The sequence below is a fragment of the Rhodococcus sp. P-2 genome, assembly GCF_016598535.1.
Lineage (GTDB): Bacteria > Actinomycetota > Actinomycetes > Mycobacteriales > Mycobacteriaceae > Rhodococcus_F > Rhodococcus_F baikonurensis.
Window position 1 is genome coordinate 3,791,727 of the sequence record NZ_CP066779.1, and the last position, 22,125, is coordinate 3,813,851.

The 22,125-nt window shown below is 61.4% G+C and carries 18 protein-coding genes and 1 pseudogene; 9 read left to right on the top strand and 10 right to left on the bottom strand.

The annotated features are described in order from the left end of the window. The first annotated feature begins 81 nt into the window (after positions 1-81). On the top strand, positions 82-1,704 hold the full coding sequence (locus I7X09_RS18020) for a long-chain fatty acid--CoA ligase (RefSeq protein WP_200313187.1): 1,623 nt from the start codon (positions 82-84) through the stop codon (positions 1,702-1,704). A gap of 87 nt (positions 1,705-1,791) precedes the next feature. Here I7X09_RS18020 and I7X09_RS18025 read toward each other — a convergent pair whose 3' ends face one another. The 5 genes from I7X09_RS18025 to I7X09_RS18045 all read right to left on the bottom strand — a co-directional run bounded on the left by I7X09_RS18025 (position 1,792) and on the right by I7X09_RS18045 (position 5,901). Continuing rightward, positions 1,792-2,418, bottom strand: a complete 627-nt coding sequence (locus tag I7X09_RS18025; protein ID WP_200313188.1) for a TetR/AcrR family transcriptional regulator — start codon at positions 2,416-2,418, stop codon at positions 1,792-1,794. 13 nt (positions 2,419-2,431) lie between these two features. Beyond that, positions 2,432-3,193, bottom strand: a complete 762-nt coding sequence (locus I7X09_RS18030) for a 3-hydroxyacyl-CoA dehydrogenase (protein WP_200313189.1) — start codon at positions 3,191-3,193, stop codon at positions 2,432-2,434. A gap of 29 nt (positions 3,194-3,222) precedes the next feature. Continuing rightward, positions 3,223-4,416, bottom strand: a complete 1,194-nt coding sequence (locus I7X09_RS18035) for a thiolase family protein (protein ID WP_095972333.1) — start codon at positions 4,414-4,416, stop codon at positions 3,223-3,225. Positions 4,417-4,724: 308 nt separating this feature from the next. Next, positions 4,725-5,375, bottom strand: a complete 651-nt coding sequence (locus tag I7X09_RS18040; protein WP_200313190.1) for a hypothetical protein — start codon at positions 5,373-5,375, stop codon at positions 4,725-4,727. A gap of 28 nt (positions 5,376-5,403) precedes the next feature. Continuing rightward, positions 5,404-5,901: a hypothetical protein gene (locus tag I7X09_RS18045; protein WP_200313191.1), complete on the bottom strand. Its 498-nt coding sequence runs from the start codon at positions 5,899-5,901 to the stop codon at positions 5,404-5,406. A 297-nt stretch (positions 5,902-6,198) separates the two neighbouring features. Between I7X09_RS18045 and lanKC the strand changes: the two genes are divergently transcribed. The 3 genes and pseudogenes from lanKC to I7X09_RS18060 all read left to right on the top strand — a co-directional run bounded on the left by lanKC (position 6,199) and on the right by I7X09_RS18060 (position 11,530). Continuing rightward, on the top strand, positions 6,199-8,817 hold the full coding sequence (gene lanKC / locus I7X09_RS18050; protein ID WP_234036622.1) for a class III lanthionine synthetase LanKC: 2,619 nt from the start codon (positions 6,199-6,201) through the stop codon (positions 8,815-8,817). Positions 8,818-9,244: 427 nt separating this feature from the next. After that, on the top strand, positions 9,245-10,228 hold the full coding sequence (locus I7X09_RS18055) for a hypothetical protein (protein WP_200313193.1): 984 nt from the start codon (positions 9,245-9,247) through the stop codon (positions 10,226-10,228). 62 nt (positions 10,229-10,290) lie between these two features. After that, positions 10,291-11,530 (top strand): annotated as a pseudogene (locus I7X09_RS18060) (DUF222 domain-containing protein). 81 nt (positions 11,531-11,611) lie between these two features. On the opposite strand, the gene I7X09_RS18065 reads toward I7X09_RS18060, so the two are convergent. Beyond that, positions 11,612-12,499: an SDR family oxidoreductase gene (locus tag I7X09_RS18065; RefSeq protein ID WP_200313194.1), complete on the bottom strand. Its 888-nt coding sequence runs from the start codon at positions 12,497-12,499 to the stop codon at positions 11,612-11,614. A gap of 232 nt (positions 12,500-12,731) precedes the next feature. Between I7X09_RS18065 and I7X09_RS18070 the strand changes: the two genes are divergently transcribed. The 4 genes from I7X09_RS18070 (at position 12,732) to I7X09_RS18085 (ending at position 17,373) form a co-directional block, all read left to right on the top strand. After that, a complete protein-coding gene (locus I7X09_RS18070; protein ID WP_124568020.1) occupies positions 12,732-13,739 on the top strand; it encodes an AurF N-oxygenase family protein in 1,008 nt (335 codons plus the stop codon). A 33-nt stretch (positions 13,740-13,772) separates the two neighbouring features. After that, positions 13,773-15,500 (top strand): FAD-dependent oxidoreductase, encoded by a 1,728-nt coding sequence (locus I7X09_RS18075; RefSeq protein ID WP_200313195.1) that lies wholly within the window; start codon positions 13,773-13,775, stop codon positions 15,498-15,500. Positions 15,501-15,712: 212 nt separating this feature from the next. Continuing rightward, on the top strand, positions 15,713-16,186 hold the full coding sequence (locus I7X09_RS18080) for a Zn-ribbon domain-containing OB-fold protein (RefSeq protein ID WP_095972327.1): 474 nt from the start codon (positions 15,713-15,715) through the stop codon (positions 16,184-16,186). After that, a complete protein-coding gene (locus tag I7X09_RS18085) occupies positions 16,183-17,373 on the top strand; it encodes a lipid-transfer protein (protein WP_020909545.1) in 1,191 nt (396 codons plus the stop codon). The genes I7X09_RS18080 and I7X09_RS18085 overlap by 4 nt, the downstream gene beginning before the upstream one ends. Before the next feature lie 31 nt (positions 17,374-17,404). Here I7X09_RS18085 and I7X09_RS18090 read toward each other — a convergent pair whose 3' ends face one another. Further along, positions 17,405-18,211 carry an alpha/beta fold hydrolase gene (locus I7X09_RS18090; RefSeq protein WP_095972325.1) on the bottom strand — a complete coding sequence of 269 codons (807 nt, stop codon included), beginning with the start codon at positions 18,209-18,211 and terminating at the stop codon, positions 17,405-17,407. A 168-nt stretch (positions 18,212-18,379) separates the two neighbouring features. On the opposite strand from I7X09_RS18090, the gene I7X09_RS18095 reads away from it, so the two are divergent. Then, positions 18,380-19,327, top strand: coding sequence for a helix-turn-helix domain-containing protein (locus tag I7X09_RS18095; RefSeq protein WP_200313196.1), 948 nt, complete (start codon positions 18,380-18,382; stop codon positions 19,325-19,327). Here the strand turns inward: I7X09_RS18095 and I7X09_RS18100 are convergent. The 3 genes from I7X09_RS18100 to I7X09_RS18110 are packed head-to-tail and all read right to left on the bottom strand — an operon-like array spanning position 19,312 to position 22,123. Beyond that, complete coding sequence (locus I7X09_RS18100) at positions 19,312-20,085, bottom strand: ankyrin repeat domain-containing protein (RefSeq protein WP_200313197.1); 774 nt, start codon at positions 20,083-20,085, stop codon at positions 19,312-19,314. The two genes, I7X09_RS18095 and I7X09_RS18100, sit on opposite strands and share 16 nt — an antisense overlap. 38 nt (positions 20,086-20,123) lie before the next feature. Further along, positions 20,124-21,059, bottom strand: coding sequence for an NAD-dependent epimerase/dehydratase family protein (locus I7X09_RS18105; protein ID WP_200313198.1), 936 nt, complete (start codon positions 21,057-21,059; stop codon positions 20,124-20,126). Then, positions 21,056-22,123, bottom strand: coding sequence for an NAD(P)H-dependent amine dehydrogenase family protein (locus I7X09_RS18110; RefSeq protein WP_200313199.1), 1,068 nt, complete (start codon positions 22,121-22,123; stop codon positions 21,056-21,058). Before I7X09_RS18110 ends, I7X09_RS18105 begins: the two co-directional genes overlap by 4 nt. Between the last annotated feature and the right edge of the window lie 2 nt (positions 22,124-22,125).

A 22,125-nucleotide genomic window follows, 5' to 3' on the forward strand; every position in this document is an offset into this window, starting at 1 on the left:
CTAATCTGGCAGCCACAGCACATCGTTTGTGACGGCCCGTGGGCAAAAGCACCGGTCTCACTCACCACACAGGAGCAGCCCATGCTGAGCACCATGCAAGACGCCCCCCTCTCCATTGCTCAACTTCTGCGCCACGGCGCCTCCGTTCACGGCGCCTCCGAAGTTGTCACGTGGACCGAGTCAGGCCCGCGCCGTGTGTCCTACGCTGACGTCGGCAAGCGCTGCGCACAGCTCGCACACGCCCTGCGCGGACTCGGGGTCGAGGGTGACGAGCGAGTCGCCACGTTCATGTGGAACAACTCCGAGCACCTCGAGGCGTACCTGGCGATCCCCTCGATGGGCGCCGTGCTCCACACGCTGAACATTCGCCTGTTCCCGGAGCAGTTGATCCACGTCGCCAATCACGCCGAGGACCGCGTGATCATCGTCGATCCGTCTCTGATTCCGCTTCTCTCCCCGCAGCTTCCGTCACTGACGACCGTCAAGCACATCATCGTCACCGGCTCCTCCACTGCAGGGCTCGAAGCTCCCGAGGGCGTGCAGGTTCACACCTACGAGGGCTTGATCGCCGATCAGCCCACCGAGTTCGACTGGCCAGAGGTCGACGAACTCAGCGCTGCCGCAATGTGTTACACGTCCGGTACCACGGGCGACCCCAAGGGCGTCGTTTACTCCCACCGTTCGATCTACCTGCACTCCATGCAGGTCTGCATGAGCGACGGCCCCAACCTCGCACAGGGCGATCGTGCACTCGCCGTGGTACCTCAGTTCCACGCCATGTCGTGGGGACTCCCCTACGCCGCATTCATGATCGGTGCTTCGCTGATCATGCCCGACCGCTTCCTCCAGCCTGCCCCGTTGGCAGCGATCATCGCCAGCGAGAAGCCGACGTTCGCCGCAGCCGTACCCACCATCTGGCAGGGCCTGCACCTCTACCTCGAGCAGAACCCGCAGAACATCTCCTCGATGCGCGAGGTTCTGATCGGCGGGTCCGCGGTACCGCCCGCACTCATGCACGCGTTCGAAGCCGATCACAACGTCTCGGTCCTGCACGCCTGGGGCATGACCGAAACCTCCCCGCTCGGATCCGTTGCCCGCCCGCCGGCCGGTGTCACCGGCGACGCGATGTGGAAGTACCGCTACTCACAGGGCCGCTTCCCGGCATCGGTCCAGGCACGTCTCATCGACGACGACGGTAAAGTTGTTGCACACGACGGTGTTTCCGTCGGCGAACTCGAAGTGCGCGGACCCTGGATCACCGGGTCGTACTACGGCGTCGATGCGGAAGACAAGTTCAACGACGGCTGGCTCAAGACCGGCGACGTCGGATCCATCACGGCCGACGGCTTCCTGAGCTTGTCCGACCGCTCCAAGGACATCATCAAGTCCGGCGGCGAATGGATCTCATCGGTCGACCTCGAGAACGCCGTGATGGGTCACCCCGACGTCACCGAAGCTGCCGTCATCGGCGTGCCGGACGAGAAGTGGGACGAGCGCCCGTTGGTCGCGGTTGTTCTTCGCGCCGGTTCCGAGACCACGATGTCCGAACTGCAGCAGTACCTTTCGGACAAGGTCGCCAAGTGGCAGCTCCCCGAGAACTGGGCTGTGGTTCAGGAAGTCCCGAAGACGAGCGTCGGCAAGTTCGACAAGAAGCGCTTGAGGGCCGACTACCACGAGGGCGGACTCGAAGTCACGCGACTCTGACCCGGGTTGGGATCCTGAAGTACGAATACCGAAGGTGGGCAACAGGTTTTCGACCTGTTGCCCACCTTCGTTCAGGCCGAGACACTTTTACGGACGATACCCGACCGTGTGAAATGTGATGTCGACGTACTTCTGCGCCAATTGCGACGGTGACATCGGGCCGCCGGTCTGAAACCAACGCGGTAGCGACTGGGCCATGCCGAGTATTGCCCGGACAGTCTCTTCGGTGTCGGCGACCGAGAAATCTCCAGATGCCACACCGTCGTCGACGATCCTGCGCATGAGCAACTCGAGCCGCTTACGACTGGCGGCGTATCGGCTGCGGCTTTCCTGTGAGACATGCCGGATCTCGGTGTCCAACGCAGCATGCCGCGATCGGTGGGTCATGTAGAGAACGATCGCCTCCACCACCAAGGCGAAGCGTCGTACCAGGTTTTCGCCGGCTTCCGCCTCTGCCGCTTCGGTTCTGGTATTCAGCTCACTCATCGAGATCTCGAACAGAGCGACGAGGACTGCCTCTTTGTTCGCGTGGTGATAATAGAGCGCGGGAACGGTTACCCCGACACGATTGGCGATCTGCCGCACCGTCGTGCCGTGGTAACCGTTCTCGTCGAACAACTCGAGCGAAGCCGTCAGGATGTCGGTCATCACCAGCGGCGGGAAGGACCTCCAGTCCACGGCCACCGAATTCACCGACTCCACCTCGCCAGTCATGTATTGGCCGAAATTACCGCGGTGCCATACGGATTGCACCGTCGAGGCGAATCGTCTCACCGTTGAGCATCGGATTGGAGACGATGTGCGCAGCGAGCGCGCCGTACTCGCTGGGATCGCCCAGACGAGAGGGGTGGGGCACCTGCTGCCCCAGCGACGCCTGGGCGGCTTCAGGCAGTCCTGCCAGCAACGGGGTCTTGAACAGGCCGGGAGCAATGGTGTTGACGCGGATCAGCAGCGACGCGAGGTCACGGGCGATGGGGAGCGTCATACCGACGACGCCACCCTTCGATGCGGAGTACGCAGCCTGTCCGATCTGACCGTCGTACGCTGCGACCGAGGCGGTGTTGATGATGACGCCGCGTTCGCCGTCGATGGGTTCGATCTTCGAAATACGTTCCGCAGCAAGACGAAGGACGTTGAAGGTGCCGATCAGGTTGACGTCGACGACCTTCTTGAACGCGTCGAGCGGGAAGGCGCCCTTCTTGCTGACCGTCTTGACTGCGTTGCCGATTCCCGCGCAGTTGACTGCCACGCGCAGGGGCCCGAGTGACTCGGCCACGTCGAGTGCAGCGGTGACCGCGGCCTCGTCGGTGACGTCTGCCGCCGCGAAGCGGACTCGGTCGCCGAGTTCCTTGGCGATGGCTTCACCGTTCGACGACGGAAGGTCGATGATGACGACGCTGGCGCCGTCGGCAAGAAGAGCTTTGGTGGTGGCCAGGCCGAGGCCGGATGCTCCACCGGTGACGACGGCGACGCTGTCGTTGACGATCATGAGAGTTCCCTTTCGAAAGGTTATGTGTTTCAGATGCGTTCGATGATGGTGGCGTTGGCCATGCCGGCGCCCTCGCACATGGTCTGCAGTCCGTAGCGTCCGCCGGTGGCCTCGAGATGGTTGACCATCGTGGTCAGCAGACGAGTACCCGAGGACCCCAGGGCGTGTCCGAGGGCAATGGCGCCGCCCCACGGGTTGAGCTTTGCCGGGTCGGCGCCGAACTCGTGAGCCCAGGCGAGCGGCACCGGGGCAAATGCCTCGTTGACCTCGTAGGTATCGATGTCGTCGATGCTCAGACCGGCGCGAGCGAGCACCTTGTGGGTGGCCGGGATGGGCGCGGTGAGCATGAAGATCGGGTCGTCGCCCGCGACGGAGAAGGAGTGGAAGCGTGCTCGCGGGGTCAGCCCCAGCTTCGACGCCATTTCTTCGCTCATGATCAGTGCCGCGGATGCGCCGTCGGTGAGCGGCGACGAGTTGCCGGGAGTGATCGACCATTGCGCCTCGGGGAAGCGCTGCGCGTACTTCTCCGAGTAGAACGACGGCTTCAAGCCGGCGAGGCCCTCGGCGGTGGTGGACGCGCGAACCGTCTCGTCGACGGTGTGCGAGACGGTCTCACCGGCGGCGTTGGTCACCGAGATCGGCAGGATCTCCTTGTCGAAGAGTCCCTTCGCCGCTGCCTCCGCTGCCCGCTGGTGGGACTGCGCGGCGAATGCGTCGAGAGCCTCGCGGTCGAACTTCCACTTCGCGGTGATCAACTCCGCGGAGATGCCCTGATTGACCAGGCCTTCGGGGTACCGAGCCGCGATGCCCGGACCGGACGCGTCCTTCCCCATCGTCGTGGTGCCCATCGGGACACGACTCATAGATTCGACGCCCGCCGCGATCACGATGTCGTAGGCTCCGGCGATCACGCCTTGCGCCGCAAAGTGCGCAGCTTGCTGACTTGATCCGCACTGGCGATCGATCGTGGTGGCGGGTACCGACTCGGGGAACCCTGCCGAGAGGACCGCGCTGCGGGTGATGTTGAGCGCCTGCTCACCGGCCTGGCCGACGCAACCGCCGATCACGTCGTCCACCAGGGCGGGGTCGAGGCCGTTTCGGGAAGTGATGGAACGCAGAACGTGGGCCATCAGTTCGACAGGGTGCGTCCCGGACAGTGCTCCGCCCGGCTTCCCCTTGCCGGACGCGATCCGGACTACATCGACGATCACTGCCTTGGTCATCTTCGTTCCCTTCGAGGACGTGCATTGCTGGGGCGGTCCGGCACCCGAGTTTCGTGGCGCCGGGCACCGGACCGAGATCGAGGGAGCACCCTGACTTAGCGCTCGCTAAACAACTACCATCCTGCCAACACGCCCGTCAAGGGAAACCACAGCCACGAGGTCACAAAACGGCAATAAAGTCACGAAATGAAGAAGTCGCCCCACACCCGGACAGGCGTGGGGCGACTTCTCACCGAGCATTACGACGCTTCATGTTCAGCGCACGCTGGGGGTCACATCGACTCGGTGTGCGGTACCAGCGCCGCCAATCACGGGTGCAGGTTGGCCGCTCCGCCGTTCGGCGTCAGAACGGAACCGATATTCGAGTCGGTCCGCGGAGTGACATCCGTTGCCAAGCACATCGTCGGGGCGTACTGAGTTCCGAACAGTGTCGCCTTCGACAGGAACGTCATGTAGTTCTTCGGGTTTGCGTACTTCCCGGCATCACCGTCGGTGTTGATGTAAACCGCCGGGTTGGAGGACGTCGTGACAACTTGGACCGAAGGCAGCGTGAAGGTGGCGCCGGCAAGCGCGGTCAAACCCGCATCAGAGGTATTCGAGCCGCCCGGACTCGCACCCGCAATCGTTGTTCCGACTCCCCCGTTGAGGGAAAGGTAGGATCCTGCAGCGTCCGCGGCACCACTTGCGTTCACTCGAGTGACCACCGGAGTACCACTGAATCCACTACCCGTCCCGGAGACGATGGACGCCGACGTGAAGGTCACCGGATCGATCTTGAATACGAGGTTCAATCGATTCAGGTTGACAACCGTGGCACCACCGCCACTGGTCGGAACAGTCTGCGAGCCTGGCTGAATCGTGTAGGTGCCCGGCGTCGACGACGAGTGCGCAACCGACATGGAATGAGCCTGAAGCGGCTGATGAACATTGCCCGCAATGGATGAATTGGGGTCACCCATGCAAGCATTGTTGTAATTCGTCGTCACGTTATGGGCGGACGCCGGCACCGTTGCCGCAAACACCAATCCAAATGCTGCCGCAGAGATCGCAGCAGTAGTTCCGGCACGCCGAGCGAGAGATACAGTCATTTTGAACCTTTTCTTTCGTTGAGAAACGATTGACGTTCAACAAGATGAAATGTCGCAATCGATTTCGAATCGCGACATCATCGCAAAGAAAATCTCCTCCTCCCTGCACGTTGTCAGAACGAAAACTCGGATACAGCGCCATGCCGGGGAGACACATCCCGAAGGCGAGACAAATTCGAATACCGTTGCAGGACAGCCTGATAGCAGATTTCAGCTCTGCAAAGTCCACACATGGCCGGCGGTAGACATCGATATAGGGGTAAGCCTTCGCAGCAATGCAGAAGAATCGCATCCTGCGTCCAGTGCCGGCGAGAAGAGTTCTCGCATCCCGAAACCCTAGAACAGGTACCAGTTTTCCCGCTTTGTCGAAAAAGTCAAGAAAAGGCAGATAGTTCATACTTTAGACGCAACGCCAGGGCGATTTACCTCGACTGGAAGTCGGAAAACCGGTCGAGCAGTCGAATAATATTGACAGACAACGTAAACAAATTGGATCAACGAGGCTGCGACGCTCCCAACGCTCGTGCGCTGCACGCGACAATTGGTTCGACCGCGCGACACAACCTGGCCGTCCGGACATCCCTTAGTACTTTTGGATGATAGTTTGCAAATCTCGCCCGAAATGTCCGAAATCGGATAATCTTCCGCCACAAGCAATTCAAGCCACAGGGGATTCGGGGCGTGGCACCAATCGATGACAACCGCAGGGGGACTGACCGGGAGGTTGAGCGTGGACCTGCGATACGTTGCCTTCACACGTGCCGACTCGCATTTCTACGACCGAATCAGAACGGTCACCCGAGCTGATACATCGAGTGACCAGCACTTTATCCCCGCAAAGTCGGTGGATTGGTCGCTCTGGCGGCGCGGCCCCCAAAGCGGGCCGTGGAACTACTTCCAACCGACCGACGGTCTGCTGCCAGAACAAGGATGGAAGATTCACTGCTCCGCTACCCAAGCCAACGCGCAGGAGCTGCTCGACACCGTTTCCGCGTATTGCGGCCGCAATCACGTGCCGTTCAAATTTCTTCGGACGGCAACAGACCTCATGTTATCCAACAGCAAGCAGGCCAATCGAACATCCAGCGGAAAATTCATCACGATTTATCCGACGGATGGCGTTGCCACACAACGTGTCATCATCGAACTGGACGAGCTTGTCACCGGTGCCGACGGGCCGTACATCCTCAGCGATGTGCGATGGAACCGGGGACCGCTCTACTTACGGTACGGCGCATATCTGCCCATGCAGACCTACGATTCATTCGGCGATAGCGTCCCGGCAATTCGGCGTCCTGACGGATCGCTCGAACCCGATGTGCGCGGCACTTCCTTCAGAACTCCGGACTGGGTACAAATCCCGGACTTTGTTCGCGCACAGCAAGACAAGCTGAAATCACGCGACGCCTTCCCCTATTCGATCAGTGAAGCCCTGCACTTCAGCAACAGCGGAGGGATCTACACTGCACAGGGTGACGCCGGCATCGATCTGGTCATCAAAGAAGGCCGACCCTTTACCGCCCCGGACGCCAACGGCCGATACGCAATCGACCGCATTCGTAACGAGTACGACAAGCTGACTCACCTTGCCGACAACCCGTACTCACCTTCTGCGACCAGCCTGTTCGAGCGCGAAGGCCACCACTTCCTTGTCACCGAGCGCGCTCCCGGTACACCCCTGAATCAGGAAATCGCGATCCGCTATCCGCTCATCCGTGCCGACCAGACACTCAGTTCCCGAACGGAATACAGGACCTGGGCGCTCGACATCGCACGACAGTTGACCACCGCGGTCGAGAGCTTCCACAGCGCCGGAATCGTTCATGCCGACCTTCACCCCGGCAACGTCCTGTGCTCACCCTCGGGTATTCGGATAGTCGACTTCGAGATGGCACACAACATCGACGAGTATCCGCCCCGGTCCACCGGAGCACCCGGATACACCGCACCGCCACAGCTGAAAGGTGTCGATGCGGACCGCTACTCCTTGGGATGCATCGAGCTGGGACTCTTTGTCCCACTTACTACATTGTTCCCTCTCGATCACAACAAGATTCCCGAACTCATCGACTACGCGGTGTCTCGATTCGATCTACCTCGCACCTTCCGGGCCTCGCTCTACTCGATGCTCGACGTACACACGCCGGAACCGGAGAACCGCCGTCATCGTTGGGACACGTCGTCGAGGGAATCTCTGCAGCGTACGGACGCTCGATTGCGTTGCGGCATCCTCGCCTCGCTCGATCTCTCCCGCTCTGATCGACTCTTTCCCGGAGACATCGCCCAATTCGAAGTGAACGGCTACTGCATTGCGCACGGCTCGTGCGGAAACCTGCTCGCCGATGATCTGCCCACCGACACCTTGGAGTCAGTTCTGGAATGGACTGAACACCAGGTTGATTCGGATACGCAGCCACAGTTCGGATTCTTCGACGGACTCGCGGGTGCGGTGCACACCTTTCGGCAACTAGGACGACACTCGACTGCCGACAGATGGGTCGAGACTTTGTGTAAAGCTCCACTCGACGAGCTCGATTCCAGCCTCTTCCAAGGCCTTTCCGGAATCAGCTGCCTTCTACTCGAGGAATCGGAGTCATGTCCGGCGGCGTCGTCAGCGCTCGCTCTCGTCACCGAGACTCTGCGGGATCGCCTTCCGGAGGCTCGCGCACATGTTCGCTCCGACGACGGAATAGCCTGGGCGACAGCGGGTCGCGGCGGCTTGATGAGAGGGCCGAGCGGGCAAGCGTTGTTCTGGACTCGCCACTACGAACGGACCGGCGATCCTCGATCACTGGAACACGCACGACAGCTTGTCGACATCGACCTGTCCGTGATGCAGATGTGCCCTGACGGTTCGATGCAGCTGAGAGAAGAGCGCCGGACAATGCCGTATCTGGGATCGGGATCCGTCGGTGTGGGCCTGGTGCTTCTACAACTAGTGCGACATGTCGACGAACCGCGCTATGCGTCTGCCCTACTCGCCATAGCCCGCGCTGCCGCCGTCGAATTCACTGCCCAAGCCGGACTACTCAACGGGAGAGCCGGGCTGATTCTCTTCCTCGGCGAACTCTCCAAGACTCCATATGCCGGCGCCGATTGCGAACAGACGCTTGCGCAGCAGTTCCAGCTTCTGGGCTTGCACAGCCTCGATCACGCAGGAGGCCTTTACTTTCCAGGCGAGCAGAATTTGAGGCTCTCGACAGACTGGGCAACCGGATCTGCGGGAATTCTCGCATTGCTCCGAGATACCGGATCGGCACCTCGCCGACCGTCGTTCCCACTGATGTGTGCGTCGAACTGCCACATCACCTGATTGTTCGACAGTTATCACCCACGGCAGATTGGAGCACGGAAGTATCAGGCCAAGAACCTGAAATGGAATCAGCACCGCAAGACAATTCGATCGATGACATCCATCGGCAAGAACGCCGATCAACAAAGGAAATGACAATGGACGCTATTCTCTCCCTTCAAGATCTGTCAGTCGCCGCCGGCAATGTCGGAGACGCCGGCCAGCTCGAGCAGAACGCGGCAATCAGTTCGCTCAGTTTCTTCTGCCTCTGACCTCGGGCCGATACCTCGGAGCAGGTCCGGGGTATCGGCTTTCGAAGTCCAGGCGGATTACCAAACGAACAGTATTGTTTCATCATGGAACGCATCCACACTTCACCGAGCTGCATTCGCCGATGATCTACGCGACCTGGAGGCAATGTCGAGGGCAGATCCTATGGTCGTTGGCGGTGATATTCCTCCTGATATTGACAGCCGCCGTTTCAGGCTGGTTCGTTCAGCGTTCGGGCGAGAGTTGGGACTTCGGGGACATCTGCTCGCGCTGGTACGACGGAGGCGGCGGTTGCCGCGCCGACACCGCTCTCACCTTGACGGCGCTTCTTGTTCTTCTTCTTCCGTTTGTCTCAGGAATGCTGGTGGGTGTCACCACTTTCTCCCGAGACTTCGAGCAGGGCCCCGAGAATCTCGACCTTCGCGAGTCCACCGGCCTTGTTCGATGGTATTTCCTTCGAGTCCTGGTGGCCTTCGTTCCCATCACACTTGCGATGACAGTCCTGGGCCTGGTGCTCGGCTGGACCCATACACTGGGCCGGGGACAGGCAACAGATGAAGCCACCTCGTTTTCCTTGATGGAGTTCCCCAATTTTCAAACGACGGGAATCGCCGTCGGCGCCTACGCCTTTCTGGCGATGAGTACCGGCAGCGCAGCCGCATTGCTCATCCGCAACACCGTCGTCGCAATGGTCACGACTCTCCTCGTGTTCTTCATCGTGCCCGTCGCACTGAGCGCGATGGTCCGCGAGTATTACACGGCCCCGGACATTGACGTCCAACCCATCGACGGACTGGCCCGTGCAGCGGAATACGCACCGTCGCCGTATAGAAATCTCGACTCGAGATGGGTCATCGGAGCCGGCTTCGCCGATACGGACGGCAACATGATCGACGCCGACTACACAATATGCTGGGGCTCAGACAATTCCGATCGCCAGCAGCAAGCCCTCGAAGTCGACAACTGCCTTCGAGAACAGGGAATCGATCACTATGCCGTGGTCTATCACCCGCAGAGCCGGTACTGGCATTTTCAGTTCATCGAGACTGCCGTGATGCTGTTGTGCTCCGGGTTGATGATGGCGCTCGCACTCGTCGGCGCACACGGACTGCGTCGGCAGCCCGCCGAGAACCGAATGTCCGAAATGTCGAAATCGGTTTAACATCAGCAGTTTTCGATCAATTTCTTCTTGCGTTCGAATTTTTGTTCGAATATGATTGTTGCATGGACAGTCGGGATGCGTGGCAGCTGGATGGTGAGGACCTCAAGGGTGAGGTTCTGGATCTGGTGCGTGTCCGTCACGAGTTGCAGTCGCGGATGGTGCTGTTGATCGTGGAGATGTTTTCCCGGGATGTTCTCGGTGGGGAAGGGGTTTCGGGCGATCGCGCAGTGGTTGCATGGTTCGACGAATCTGGAGATCGGTGAGTGCAGTCTGCTGGTGGGGTTGGCGCGGTTGTTGATGCTCGAACCTGTGGTGGGCGATGCGTTTCATCGGGGTGATGTGGATGCGTTGAAGGCGCGTCAGGTGGCGTCGTTTTGTCAGCATCCACCGAAGAACATGACCCTGGCGGATGTGGAGAAGGCCCGCAGGATTCTGCTTGATCTGGCGTCGAAGAACATTGCCGATTGTGATGCGGTGCGTGCGGCGATTCGGCGGATCGAGAAGCAGTACGGCAACCGTGAGGACGGTGTTCCGGTCGGGGAAGACTCTGAGCGGAATGAGTTCTACGCCTCGAAAGGCTTGTACGGGCGGGTGACCGTGAAGGGTGATTTGGATGCGGTGAACGGGGCGCGGTTGATCACGTTGTTGTCGAGCCTGTCGGCTCCGACGCCGGAGAAGGACGGTGTCAAGGACACTCGTACGCCGGCTTTACGGCGCGCGGACGGGTTCTGCGAACTGCTGCGGCGGTATGAGCGGGCGGGGTTGGGTCCGATCGAGGGTGGGGTGAAACCGCACATCACGGTAACGGCCAGTGCGAAAGACATGACGGATCTGAAAGCTCTGAAAGATCTGTTGCCGTCCACTGAGGAACTGGGGTTCGCGTGGGCCGATTGGGTGGGCCCGATCAGTATCGACACGGCCCGGATGCTGGCCTGCGACTGCACCGTCACCCGAATTTTGTTGGATGAAAATGGTGTTCCGCTCGACTGCGGTAAGGAAGCGAGAACGGCGACCGTTCCGCAGCGGCGGGCGTTGGCAGTTCGTGATGGCGGGTGTGCGTTTCCGGGGTGTGGGACGCCATCGGGGTGGTGCGACGCCCATCATATCGTTCACTGGAACGATGGTGGCCCAACAGATCTCGACAATCTGATCTTGTTGTGCGGCCACCATCACCGGACACTGCACCACACGGAATGGAGAGTGGAGATCGGAGCGGATCGGAAGTCGGTGTTCTATCCGCCGATGTCGATCGACCCGTATCAACAGCCGATCGGCGGGAACAGCCCACCCACAGCGGCGTGAATCGCGACAATTGAATACATCAGTACCGGGGACGAACCATGCCCCGGTACTGACGCGCGTTTTTGGTCAGATCCCAACCCTTCAAATCCCAGCTCTACGCACGAGTGCATCTGTAGCCGAGGGAGATACGACGTCGATCGCTCGTAACAGCCCCGCGTACCGCGGATACAGCTCGACGGGACGCGTATTGATCGCCCGCAAGATCCACGATGCAGCTTGATCGGCCGTCAGCGCCGGCTGGCTCACGTAATCCGCCGTCGGCGCGATCATCGGTGTTCGTATGAGCGGGAATTGCACTGTGGTGACGTCGACGCCAGTGCCGTGACATTCCGCGCCGAGGCTTCGGCCGAAGGCACTGAGCGCAGACTTCGACGCGTGGTAGGCGCTGAACCTCGGCATCACCCCGGCAGTGACTCCCCAGGTTCCGACGTTGATGATGTGCCCGGCCTTCGCCTCGAGCATCGCGGGCAGCAGACGCAACGTCAGTCGTGTAGGTCCGAAGTAATTCAGCGCCATGGTGCGCTCGTAGTCGTGGAATCGGTCGACCGAATCCAACGCAGTACGCCGGATCGAGCGCCCCGCATTGTTGACGAGGATGTCGATCGACCCGAATCGATCCGCGATCGTCTCCGCGAGTTCGTCGACAGCTTCCCCACGGGATAGGTCCGCAGGCACGATGTGCGCCCATCCGCCCTTGCGGTGGATCTCGTCGCGTACGTGTTCGAGGTTTTCCTCACCGCGCGCAACCAGGATCATCTCGGCCCCTCGGCGGGCCAAGAGATGAGCAGTCGCCTCACCGATCCCCGAGGAAGCTCCTGTCAGAACGATCGTCTTGTCGGAGAGTGTGACGCCACGCGACGGAACAAGAGAGCGCAAACGCGTCGGCGGACTCAAGGCAATATTGCTGAGCAGCGTTCTGATCACATCGGCCTCGGTTCGATCTTCACGTGCGTTTCGGTGCGAACCCATCCCTGAACAGCCAACTTCGAGCGCACCGCGGAAATTACTCAAAAGTAAGTTATGGCGCTGTTTCGACCGTGTCAAGAATTCGTCGAGATCCAGGAGTATCTGCCACTAGCTTTTCCTGATACCTCGAGTTACATTAAATCCAGACCGAGTGCCAGCGATCACACAACCGGCCCTCGATTCCACCGAACACCGCGAGAAATACCAGCGGTGACCGAAACGAAGAGGAGACGCCATGACGCTCACATCGCCGCTCGACAAGCGCGGAGAAGCATCCGACGACTCGTACAACGAGACGCTTCGACTCCTGTCCGAGGGCTCGGTGCACAAGCACTTCGACCCGTACCTCGACATCGACTGGGACTCCCCCGAGTTTGCCGTCGTCCCGAACGATCGCCGTTGGATCCTCCCGGCCGAGACTGACCCGTTGGGTGCACACCCCTGGTACCAGTCGCAGTCCGAGGCCAAGCAGATCGAAATCGGCATGTGGCGCCAGGCCAACGTCGCGAAGGTCGGTCTCCAGTTCGAGAACATCCTGATCCGCGGCATGATGCAGTACGTCTTCTCGCTGCCCAACGATTCGGCCGAGGCGCGCTACTGCACGCACGAGTCCGTCGAAGAGTGCAACCACACGATGATGTTCCAGGAGATGGTCAACCGCATCGGTGCCGACGCTCCCGGCATGAGCCGTCCGATGAAGATGCTTGCACCCTTCATCCCCCTTGCTGCGGGTCCGTTCCCCGAACTGTTCTTCGTCGGTGTCCTCGCCGGTGAAGAGCCGATCGACCACATTCAGAAGAGCATCCTGCGCGCCGGCGGCCAGATCCACCCGATCATGCAGTCGGTCATGGCCATCCACGTAGCCGAGGAAGCACGTCACATCTCGTTCGCTCACAAGCTTCTGAGCCGTCGCATCCCGCTGATGTCACGCCCGAACCGGTTCGTCCTCTCGCTGCTGTTCCCGATCGTCATGCGCATTCTCTGTGACGCCATCGTCATCCCGCCGAAGTCCTTCTGGAAGCAGTTCGACATCCCGAAGTCCGTGAAGAAGGACCTGTTCTGGGATCTGCCCGAATCGCGTCAGACCCTGCGCAACTACTTCGGTGACGTCCGCATGCTGGCCACCGACACCGGCCTGATGAACCGTGCCTCGCGCCTGGTGTGGAAGGCCTGCAAGATGGACGGCCGCGCATCACGCTTCCGCAGCGAACCTCACCGCAGCTCGCACAACGCCGCCGCGTAGCTCCCGGACAGTCGAGATCGGACTCATAGCGCCATGCCACACGTAGTCACGCAGTCCTGTTGCAGCGACGCCTCGTGCGTCTACGCCTGCCCGGTCAACTGCATCCATCCGACGCCGGACGAGCCGGACTTCCTCACCGCCGAGATGCTGCATATCGATCCGCAGGCCTGCGTCGACTGTGGCGCATGCGTCTCGGCCTGCCCGGTCGATGCCATCGTCCCCGAGTCGAAGCTGACCGACCCTCAGCGGGTATTCCTGTCCATCAATGCGGACTTCTACAAGGAAGAGCGGCCCAGGCCGCTTCTCGCCAAGGTCATCCCGGCAGCGCACGTCGACAAGGGCCGACCGCCGTTGCACGTTGCGATCGTCGGTTCCGGACCGTCGGCGATGTACGCCGCGGACGAGTTGCTGACCCAGCCTGACGTGCAGGTCAACGTCTTCGATCGCCTTCCTGTGCCTTACGGCCTGGTTCGCGCCGGCGTTGCTCCGGACCATCAGAAGACCAAGCAGGTCACTCGCTTGTTCGACAAGATCGCCGCACAAAAGGGTTTCGAGTTCTACCTCAACGTCGAGATCGGCAAGCACATCTCGCACAGCGAATTGCTCGAGAATCACCATGCGGTGCTCTACGCGGTCGGCGCATCGTCCGATCGTGGCCTCGGCATCCCCGGTGCTGATCTGCCGGGCACGGCCTCGGCCACGGACTTCGTGGCCTGGTACAACGGCCACCCCGATCACGCCGACGACGTCTTCGACCTCTCGCATCGCCGCGCCGTCATCATCGGAAACGGAAACGTCGCCCTCGACGTCGCTCGCATCCTGACGGCCGATCCCGAGAAGTTGGCGGGTACCGACATCTCCGCTCACGCACTCGCCGCTCTGCGGAAGAGTCGCGTCGAAGAAGTTGTCATCGTGGGTCGACGCGGAATCGCGCAGTCCGCGTTCACAGTCCCCGAGTTCACCGGCCTGATGGCACTGCCGGACATCGAACTGTCCGTCGGCCCCGACGACATGGTGCTCGACTCGGCCACCGAAGAACTGGCAAAACGCGGCGAGCTCCCGCATGCCGTCGAGCAGAAGTTGCGGCTACTCGAAACCCTGAAGAACCGCGATCACGTCGACGTCGGCAACAAGCGCATCACGTTGCGCTACCTGCTCACACCGACCTCGATCACCGGTGATGATCAGGTCAGCGGAATCGAGTTCGCTCGCAACGCCCTTGTCGACGGCAACGGAACCGTACAGATCGAGGCGACCGGCGATACCGAGACCATCGATGCCGGTTTGGTCCTCACCTCGATCGGCTACCGCGGAGTGCCCATCCCCGGCGTCCCGTTCGACGAGCGGGCTTCGGTCATTCCGAACGAGAACGGCCGCGTCCTCGAAGCTCCGAACGGCGATCCCGCCACCGGCGTCTACGCGACCGGTTGGATCAAGCGCGGACCGAGTGGGTTCATCGGCACCAACAAGTCCTGCGCGCAGGAAACGATCAGGATGCTCGTCGACGACTTCAACGACGGCCGCCTGACCAACCCTGTCGCCGACGACTCCGCAGTCGATCGTCTGGTCCGGGCGCGACAGTCCGACGTAGTCGACCGCGAGGGCTGGCACGCCATCGACAAGGCGGAACTGGAACGCGGCGCTGCGCACGACCGTGTCCGCGAAAAGGTTCTGGATCAGGTCGAGATCACCTCCATCCTCGACGCTGCGGCCCGGGTGAAACCGGCGCGTCGATTCGGTCGACCCGTTCGCGCTCGCTGATCCGCTACAGGTAAACAGCTACTTTCACGCACACGGCCCCGCCTGCAGACTCGTCTGCCCGGCGGGGCCGTCTGCGTTCCGGCAGCGTCCCACTCAGCGAAAATTTTTGCCCGTCAGCGGCCGAAATCGTGTAATACTGCAACCTGTTCCAGTAAGCGGCACAGCGGGCCCACGATCCCCCGGATCAGGCTCGCCAACCAGATGAGGATTGCATGAGCGAGACTGCAACGCCGGCGCCGAACGGGAGTGTGACGCCTGCAGTAGAGGGTTGGTTCACCACCGGCGACGAACCTGCTCTGATCGGCACGAAGTGCCAATCCTGCGGCACCATTTCCTTCCCTCGTGAGGCGACGTTCTGCAAGAACCCGAGCTGCTTCAGCGAGGAGTTCGACGACGTGGAACTCTCCCGCCGCGGCACCGTCTGGTCGTACACCGACGCGCAGTACCAGCCCCCGCCGCCGTACATCCCGCGCTCGGATCCGTACGAGCCCTTTGCTCTCGCAGCAGTCGAGCTGCCCGAGGGGATCGTCATCCTCGGCCAGGTGGCCGACGGATTCGGCGTCGACGATCTCAAGGTCGGCAATACCGTCGAATTGGTTGTCGAGCCGCTGTACACGGACGAAACCGGAGTTCGTACGACGTGGCGCTGGAAGCCTGTCGCCGCCGATCAGGAGTCGAAGTCATGAGCAAGGACGTCGCAGTACTCGGTGTGGGCATGCACCCCTGGGGCAAGTGGGGGCAGTCGTTCGTGAAATACGGCGTTGCCGCCGCTCGCGCCGCGCTCGCCGATTCGGGTGTGAATTGGCAGGACGTCGACTTCATCGTCGGCGGCGAAACTGTCCGCAACGGATACGGCGGATACGTCGCCGGAGCCACGTTCGCTCAGGCCCTCGGCTGGAACGGCGCTCGCGTCGCCACGTCGTACGCAGCGTGCGCGACGGGAGCCCAGGCACTCGACACAGCTCGCGCACGAATCCTGGCCGGCCTCAGCGAAGTTGCCCTGGTCGTCGGTGCCGACACCACCCCCAAAGGTTTCCTCGCCCCCGTCGCCGGTGAGCGTTGGGACGACCCGGACTGGCTGCGCTTCCGCCTCATGGGTATGACCAACCCGGCGTACTTCGCGCTCAACGCGCGTCGGCGCATCGACCTCTACGGCGCCACCGCGGAGGACTTCGCCAACGTGAAGGTCAAGAACGCCAAGCACGGGCTCAATAATCCGAATGCGCGCTACCGCAAGGAAGTCACCGTCGAGAACGTGTTGGCCTCCCCCGTGGTGTCCAATCCCCTTCACCTGCTCGACATCTGCGCGACGTCCGACGGCGGCGCAGCAATCTTGCTGACGTCGATGGAATACGCCCGCAAGATGGGCATCGCGGAACCTGTTCGCATCAAGGCTATTTCGACGGTCACGCCGACTTTCCCGCAGACGATCATGGACATGCCGAACTTCTCCACCGATTCCAGCTCTGCCGTCCCCGCTCCGGAGCGCACGTTCAAGGAATCCATCGGCTACGCCGCGTACGAGGAAGCCGGGATCTCTCCCGAGGACGTCGACGTCGCCGAGGTCTACGACCTCGCCACCTCGGTGGAACTGGACTGGATCGAAGACCTCGCGCTGTGCAAGCGGGGCGAGGCGGAGCACCTTCTGCGTGCGGGTGACACCAGCATCGGCGGCCGCATCCCGGTCAATCCGTCCGGTGGACTCGCGTGCTTCGGCGAAGCCGTTCCCGCACAGGCACTTGCGCAGGTCTGCGAGCTCACCTGGCAGCTTCGTGGACAGGCCGAAGGCCGCCAGGTCGAAGGTGCTCGCATCGGAATCACCGCCAACCAGGGCCTGTTCGGCCATGGCTCCTCGGTGATCGTGTCCGCCTGACCCTGGTTCTTCTCTCGTGGCGGTCGCTCACTCATCCGTGAGCGGCCGCCACGATCACGTCTGCCACTGCCCCCGGCTGTGAAACCAGCGATGCATGCGACGTCGGGAGTTCGCTCGTGTTCGCTCCCATCCGATTTGCCATGAACCGCTGCGCCGTCGCAGGGATCACTCGGTCTTCACCGGCGACCAGATACCAACTCGGTGTGTTCGCCCACGACGGAGGCCCGCCGAGCTCGAGGTTCGCCCACAGAGCCGCGGACTTCTGATGCGCCAACATCGTTGCCGCTGTCTCGTCGGAAACGTCCTGAGCGAAGACGGAATGGAAATACTCGTCCGTGACATAGCCGTCGACGTTCTTACCGCCGATCGCGTGAGGATCGTCCACGATCTTCAATCCCAGAGCCGGCGGCAGCAATTGGCTGCCCGGGAATCGAATCGGATCGATCGTGATCTGTACCGGTTCTCCCTGAACCGGAGCAAACGCCGCGATGTACACCAACGACTGCACCTTCGGATCGTGGACGTTGGTGATCACCGCTCCGCCGTACGAGTGGCCCACTAGCACGACGGGTCCGTCGATGTCCGCAACCGTCTTCTCGATCACGGACGCATCGTAAGCGGGTCCACGCAGAGGATTGTCCGGTACCACGACTCGATAGCCGCGCGAACGTAAGTCGGCGGCGACGCCGTCCCAACTGGTCGCGTCGGCAAAGGCGCCGTGAACCAGAACGACAGTCGGCTTGGGGCTTGCCACCGCGGCACCAGAGCCGAAGATCAGTCCGGCCGCGACTGTCATGAGCATTGCCAGAACTGCTGTGAATACACGTGAGATCTTCATGCGTTTCCTTCACTCTCGTCGAAAAGCGAGAAACTGCGGTAAGCCGGGACATGCCCGTTTCGATCCTAGAAACACCGGGTGCGACGGACATGACTGTCCGTGCAGACTTCTGGGCTCACACTGCACAGCTTCTGGTTGAGCGTCCGCATCGCGGGGTATCAAGCCTGCATGGCTTTGCTCCTGGATACCTCCGTGTTGGAGCCTGACCAACGCACGGACGCCTTTGTCGACGCGATGGGTCGCGCCTCGGTTCCGTGCGCAATCCACATGGAGAACCCGGATCGGGTGAGCGCAAGAATGAACGTGTGGAATCTGGGCGCTGCATCACTGTTCCGCTCCGAGTCGACCGGGATGCGATTGACCCGTGCCCCACACCACGTCCGGTCCACATCGATGCCCGTTCTTGCGATTGCTCTGCAGGAGAGTGGAATCGGCCATCTCGACCAGTACCAATCACAGCGCAGGGTCCCGGCCGGTGAACTCCTCATGACGGACCTGACCTCGACCTACGATTTCTCCTGGTCGGGAACGGGCGCTTCCCAGTGCCTCTACGTTCCGATGGATCGGCTGGGATTGCCGATCGACACCGTCCGCGACGCAGCTACCCGGCCTCATCACAGCAACCTGTACCCCTTGATGATTGCGCACGTTCGCGAATTGTTCCGTGGCGCCGACCTACTGGACACCGATCCTGCGGCCGAACAACTGGGTGAGGCTTCGATCGAACTCGCGCGCGCGTTGGTCACCTCGATCGCGCATGCGAATCCCCACGTGTCGACCCCGAGATCGGCACTCGCCATGACCTCGATCCGTCGATACATCCGCGAACACCTTCACGATCCGGCGCTGCATCCCGCACGAATTGCCCACGCCCACAACATCTCACTGCGACAGCTGTACAAGATCTGCTCGGACAACGACTTTCGGATCGAACAGTGGATCATCACCCAGCGTCTGCGGAAGGCTCGTGAAGAACTTCGTGGACCGGCCACCGCCGACCTGCCGATCGCGGCCATCGCCCACCGGGCAGGCTTCGTCGACGCCGGCCACTTCAGCCGACGCTTTCGGCAGGCTTACGGAGTCAGCCCGACTCGTTGGCGTCAGATCCGCGATTGAAGCAGCGCCACAACGTCTGCCTGACCACGACTTTCGGCATTGTCCAACGCCGTCTTTCCCGACGCATCCCGGATCGAGGGATCTGCCCCTGCGTCGAGTAGCTGGGTGATCACATCGACATAGCGCGCGGATCCGTCACCGTAGACGACAGCTTCGAGTAGGGCAGTCCACCCTGGATCATTGACGTGATCGACCGGGACCCCGGCAGCGATCAGCATCCGGACCGTCTCGACATGCGCGTGTTCACTCGCGGGAATCAGAGCCGTACCGCCGTAACGGTTCACGCTGTCGACGTCCGCGCCGTGGGTGAGCGTGAGCGCCAGAATCTCGTTCAATCCCTCGGCTCCGGAATACAGGAAAGCCGAATCCTGCATGGAGTCCTTCGCATTCACGTCTGCCCCGGCAAGAATCAACGTCGACGCCGCGGCGACGGCGTTGTTCTTGGTGGCCTCGACGAGCGGAGTACGTTCATCTTCGCCGCGAGCTTCGATGTTCGCGCCGGCGCCCAAGGCAGCGGTGATCGCTGCCGGATCATTGCGGTCCACAGCGTCGAAGAGGGCGCGTTCGGATTCCGGCGTCGATGGTGGCAAGGCACTCGTAGGCGGTACACCCGTAGGCGGTACGGCTGCCGTGGTAGTCACAGACGACGAGGTAGTCGGCGCCACCGAGGTGTCGGAAGAACTGCAGCTCGTCACAGCTCCGGTCACCGACGCCGCGATGATTCCGCAAGAAAGGACAGTTCTCGACATCCGCTTCATGGAACCAGTCTTCCACAGCCGGCCGAATGGACTGACGATCAAAGATAGGGCGACATCTTCAGCATCGATCTTCTCACCAACGGTTTGACCGCCGGAATGATCCACCGTTTCCAGCCGAGCGTGGCTGCGATGTCGGCGGTGATGTCGTCGAAACTTCGGCTCTGATACCGCAACAACCGCTGACTTTCCTCGGTGTCCACCCAGTCGGTCACGTACTCCTTGCCACTGAAGGCACTATCGGGCAACGGTTCCAACCCCATTGCCCGCAGCATTCTCGCCAGATATTCGCGATAGGTCACCTGACAAGACTCACCACCACCGACGAAGAGCACCCGGCCCCACACCTGCGGCGTCTCCAGCGCGTTGGCAAGTGCGACAGCAGCGTCGTCGGGGTGCAGCACTTCGATCCTGTTGTCCAAACCGATCTCGAACATGATGGGATCGGCTCCACGCGCGCCGATGATCGGAACGTCGGCTAACCGCGGTATGAACCACGTCAGACCGGACTCTCGCACTATGCGTTCACCCTCGATCTTGTGGGCGGTGTACCCATCCGTCGCCTCGAGTGGATCATCCACTCTACGAGGAGGTTTCCGATGCATCGTTCGGCCGTGAACATCGAATGTCGATGCAAAGACAAGTTTGGGCGGATCACTCTGCGACAGCGCTGCCGTGACGACGTTACGGGTTCCCTCGACGTTGACCTTCTCCGCACCAGCAACATCGAGCTCGCTGGCGGGCGGAATGACTGCAGCCAAGTGAACTACGACCTCGATACCCGCCACTGCAGCCTCGACCGTCTGGTAGTCACGAATATCTCCCCAGACCGTTTCGACGGCGCGAAAGGCACTCGCCCGCTTGCGATCCTCGGGAGTTGCCAGCGCAAGACAACGAACATCGTGGCCTCGGCGCACGAGCTCCGCCAGAACGTGCGAACCGATGTTCCCGAAGGCTCCGGTCAAGAGCACCTTCATGATCGGATGGTGCCTCGCCCGGCGACAAGGGGGAGATCCAGCGCCGAAACGAGCCCGGCCTCGATCCCGTCGAGCATCGGAATGGCATTGATCGCTCGCATTCCCGTCGCCAGGCACCCTCCGGTGATCGGATCCCCGTCGAGCGCTCCACGGAACGCCGTTTCCTGCGTGATGTCCGGACTACCTTTGATGATGACGCGATAGACGTCGTTCTCCACGGAAGTTGCTCTGGGCCAGTGCGTTGCTGCGTCGTTGGTGATGCGGTTGACGTGCTCGATCACGATCTTCGCGTCGTCTCCCACCCAACCGCGGATCTCGAATCGGACTGCGGCACATTGGCCAGGCTCGATGACTCCGAACGGATACGTGATCGGTTCGGTAGCCGCCCACTTCTCGTACACGGTGTCGATGCGGTCCAACTTGACCCCGACGGCGTCGGCGATCATCGGAATGGTGTGACCCCATGCGAAGATCAGCACCTCGGGAATCTCGAGTACCGCCGGCGTATCCACCGAGACGCCGATTCCCATCGTCGAACTGTAGTCACCTGCGTAGTTCGCATAGTCCAACAGTTCCTGCACCCGTACGCTGTCTACGCGGCCACACACCCCCATGAGCGTCAGCGGGAAGAGATCGTTGGCAAATCCCGGATCGATTCCCGTGGTGAAGCACGACTTTCCGCTTTCGCGACACGCCTTTTCGAGGTCCGCGAGCATTTCTTCGGGGCAGGCCTTCGGGTAGACCAACGGCGTCATCGACGTCGACACCACGTGCTTACCCGACAGCAGGGAGCGCGACATGTTCGCGATGTTCTCGACGGCGAACTCCGCAGTCGGACCGAAGTATGCAACGGCGTCGGCATCGACGGCCAGGGCTGCCTCACTGTCGATCGTGGCTACCAGCCCCACCGGCTCGACTCCGATGAGCGTGCCGACGTCGACGCCGTCCTTGTCGGGGTTGTGCACGATCACGCCGACCAGTTCGAATTCGGGATGATCGAGCAGTTCGCGGATGACCAACTTGCCCACGACGCCCGTACCCCACACGATGACCTTGTGTTTCATTG

Coding starts and splice junctions, on each gene's coding strand:
- I7X09_RS18075 (WP_200313195.1), top strand. CDS start 13,773: ATGCCACACGTAGTCACGCAGTCCTGTTGCAGCGACGCCTCGTGCGTC.
- I7X09_RS18020 (WP_200313187.1), top strand. CDS start 82: ATGCTGAGCACCATGCAAGACGCCCCCCTCTCCATTGCTCAACTTCTG.
- I7X09_RS18040 (WP_200313190.1), bottom strand. CDS start 5,375: ATGGGTGACCCCAATTCATCCATTGCGGGCAATGTTCATCAGCCGCTT.
- I7X09_RS18045 (WP_200313191.1), bottom strand. CDS start 5,901: ATGAACTATCTGCCTTTTCTTGACTTTTTCGACAAAGCGGGAAAACTG.
- I7X09_RS18035 (WP_095972333.1), bottom strand. CDS start 4,416: ATGACCAAGGCAGTGATCGTCGATGTAGTCCGGATCGCGTCCGGCAAG.
- I7X09_RS18100 (WP_200313197.1), bottom strand. CDS start 20,085: ATGAAGCGGATGTCGAGAACTGTCCTTTCTTGCGGAATCATCGCGGCG.
- I7X09_RS18085 (WP_020909545.1), top strand. CDS start 16,183: ATGAGCAAGGACGTCGCAGTACTCGGTGTGGGCATGCACCCCTGGGGC.
- I7X09_RS18110 (WP_200313199.1), bottom strand. CDS start 22,123: ATGAAACACAAGGTCATCGTGTGGGGTACGGGCGTCGTGGGCAAGTTG.
- I7X09_RS18105 (WP_200313198.1), bottom strand. CDS start 21,059: ATGAAGGTGCTCTTGACCGGAGCCTTCGGGAACATCGGTTCGCACGTT.
- I7X09_RS18065 (WP_200313194.1), bottom strand. CDS start 12,499: ATGGGTTCGCACCGAAACGCACGTGAAGATCGAACCGAGGCCGATGTG.
- I7X09_RS18030 (WP_200313189.1), bottom strand. CDS start 3,193: ATGATCGTCAACGACAGCGTCGCCGTCGTCACCGGTGGAGCATCCGGC.
- I7X09_RS18025 (WP_200313188.1), bottom strand. CDS start 2,418: ATGACTGGCGAGGTGGAGTCGGTGAATTCGGTGGCCGTGGACTGGAGG.
- I7X09_RS18080 (WP_095972327.1), top strand. CDS start 15,713: ATGAGCGAGACTGCAACGCCGGCGCCGAACGGGAGTGTGACGCCTGCA.
- I7X09_RS18095 (WP_200313196.1), top strand. CDS start 18,380: ATGGCTTTGCTCCTGGATACCTCCGTGTTGGAGCCTGACCAACGCACG.
- lanKC (WP_234036622.1), top strand. CDS start 6,199: ATGACAACCGCAGGGGGACTGACCGGGAGGTTGAGCGTGGACCTGCGA.
- I7X09_RS18070 (WP_124568020.1), top strand. CDS start 12,732: ATGACGCTCACATCGCCGCTCGACAAGCGCGGAGAAGCATCCGACGAC.
- I7X09_RS18090 (WP_095972325.1), bottom strand. CDS start 18,211: ATGAAGATCTCACGTGTATTCACAGCAGTTCTGGCAATGCTCATGACA.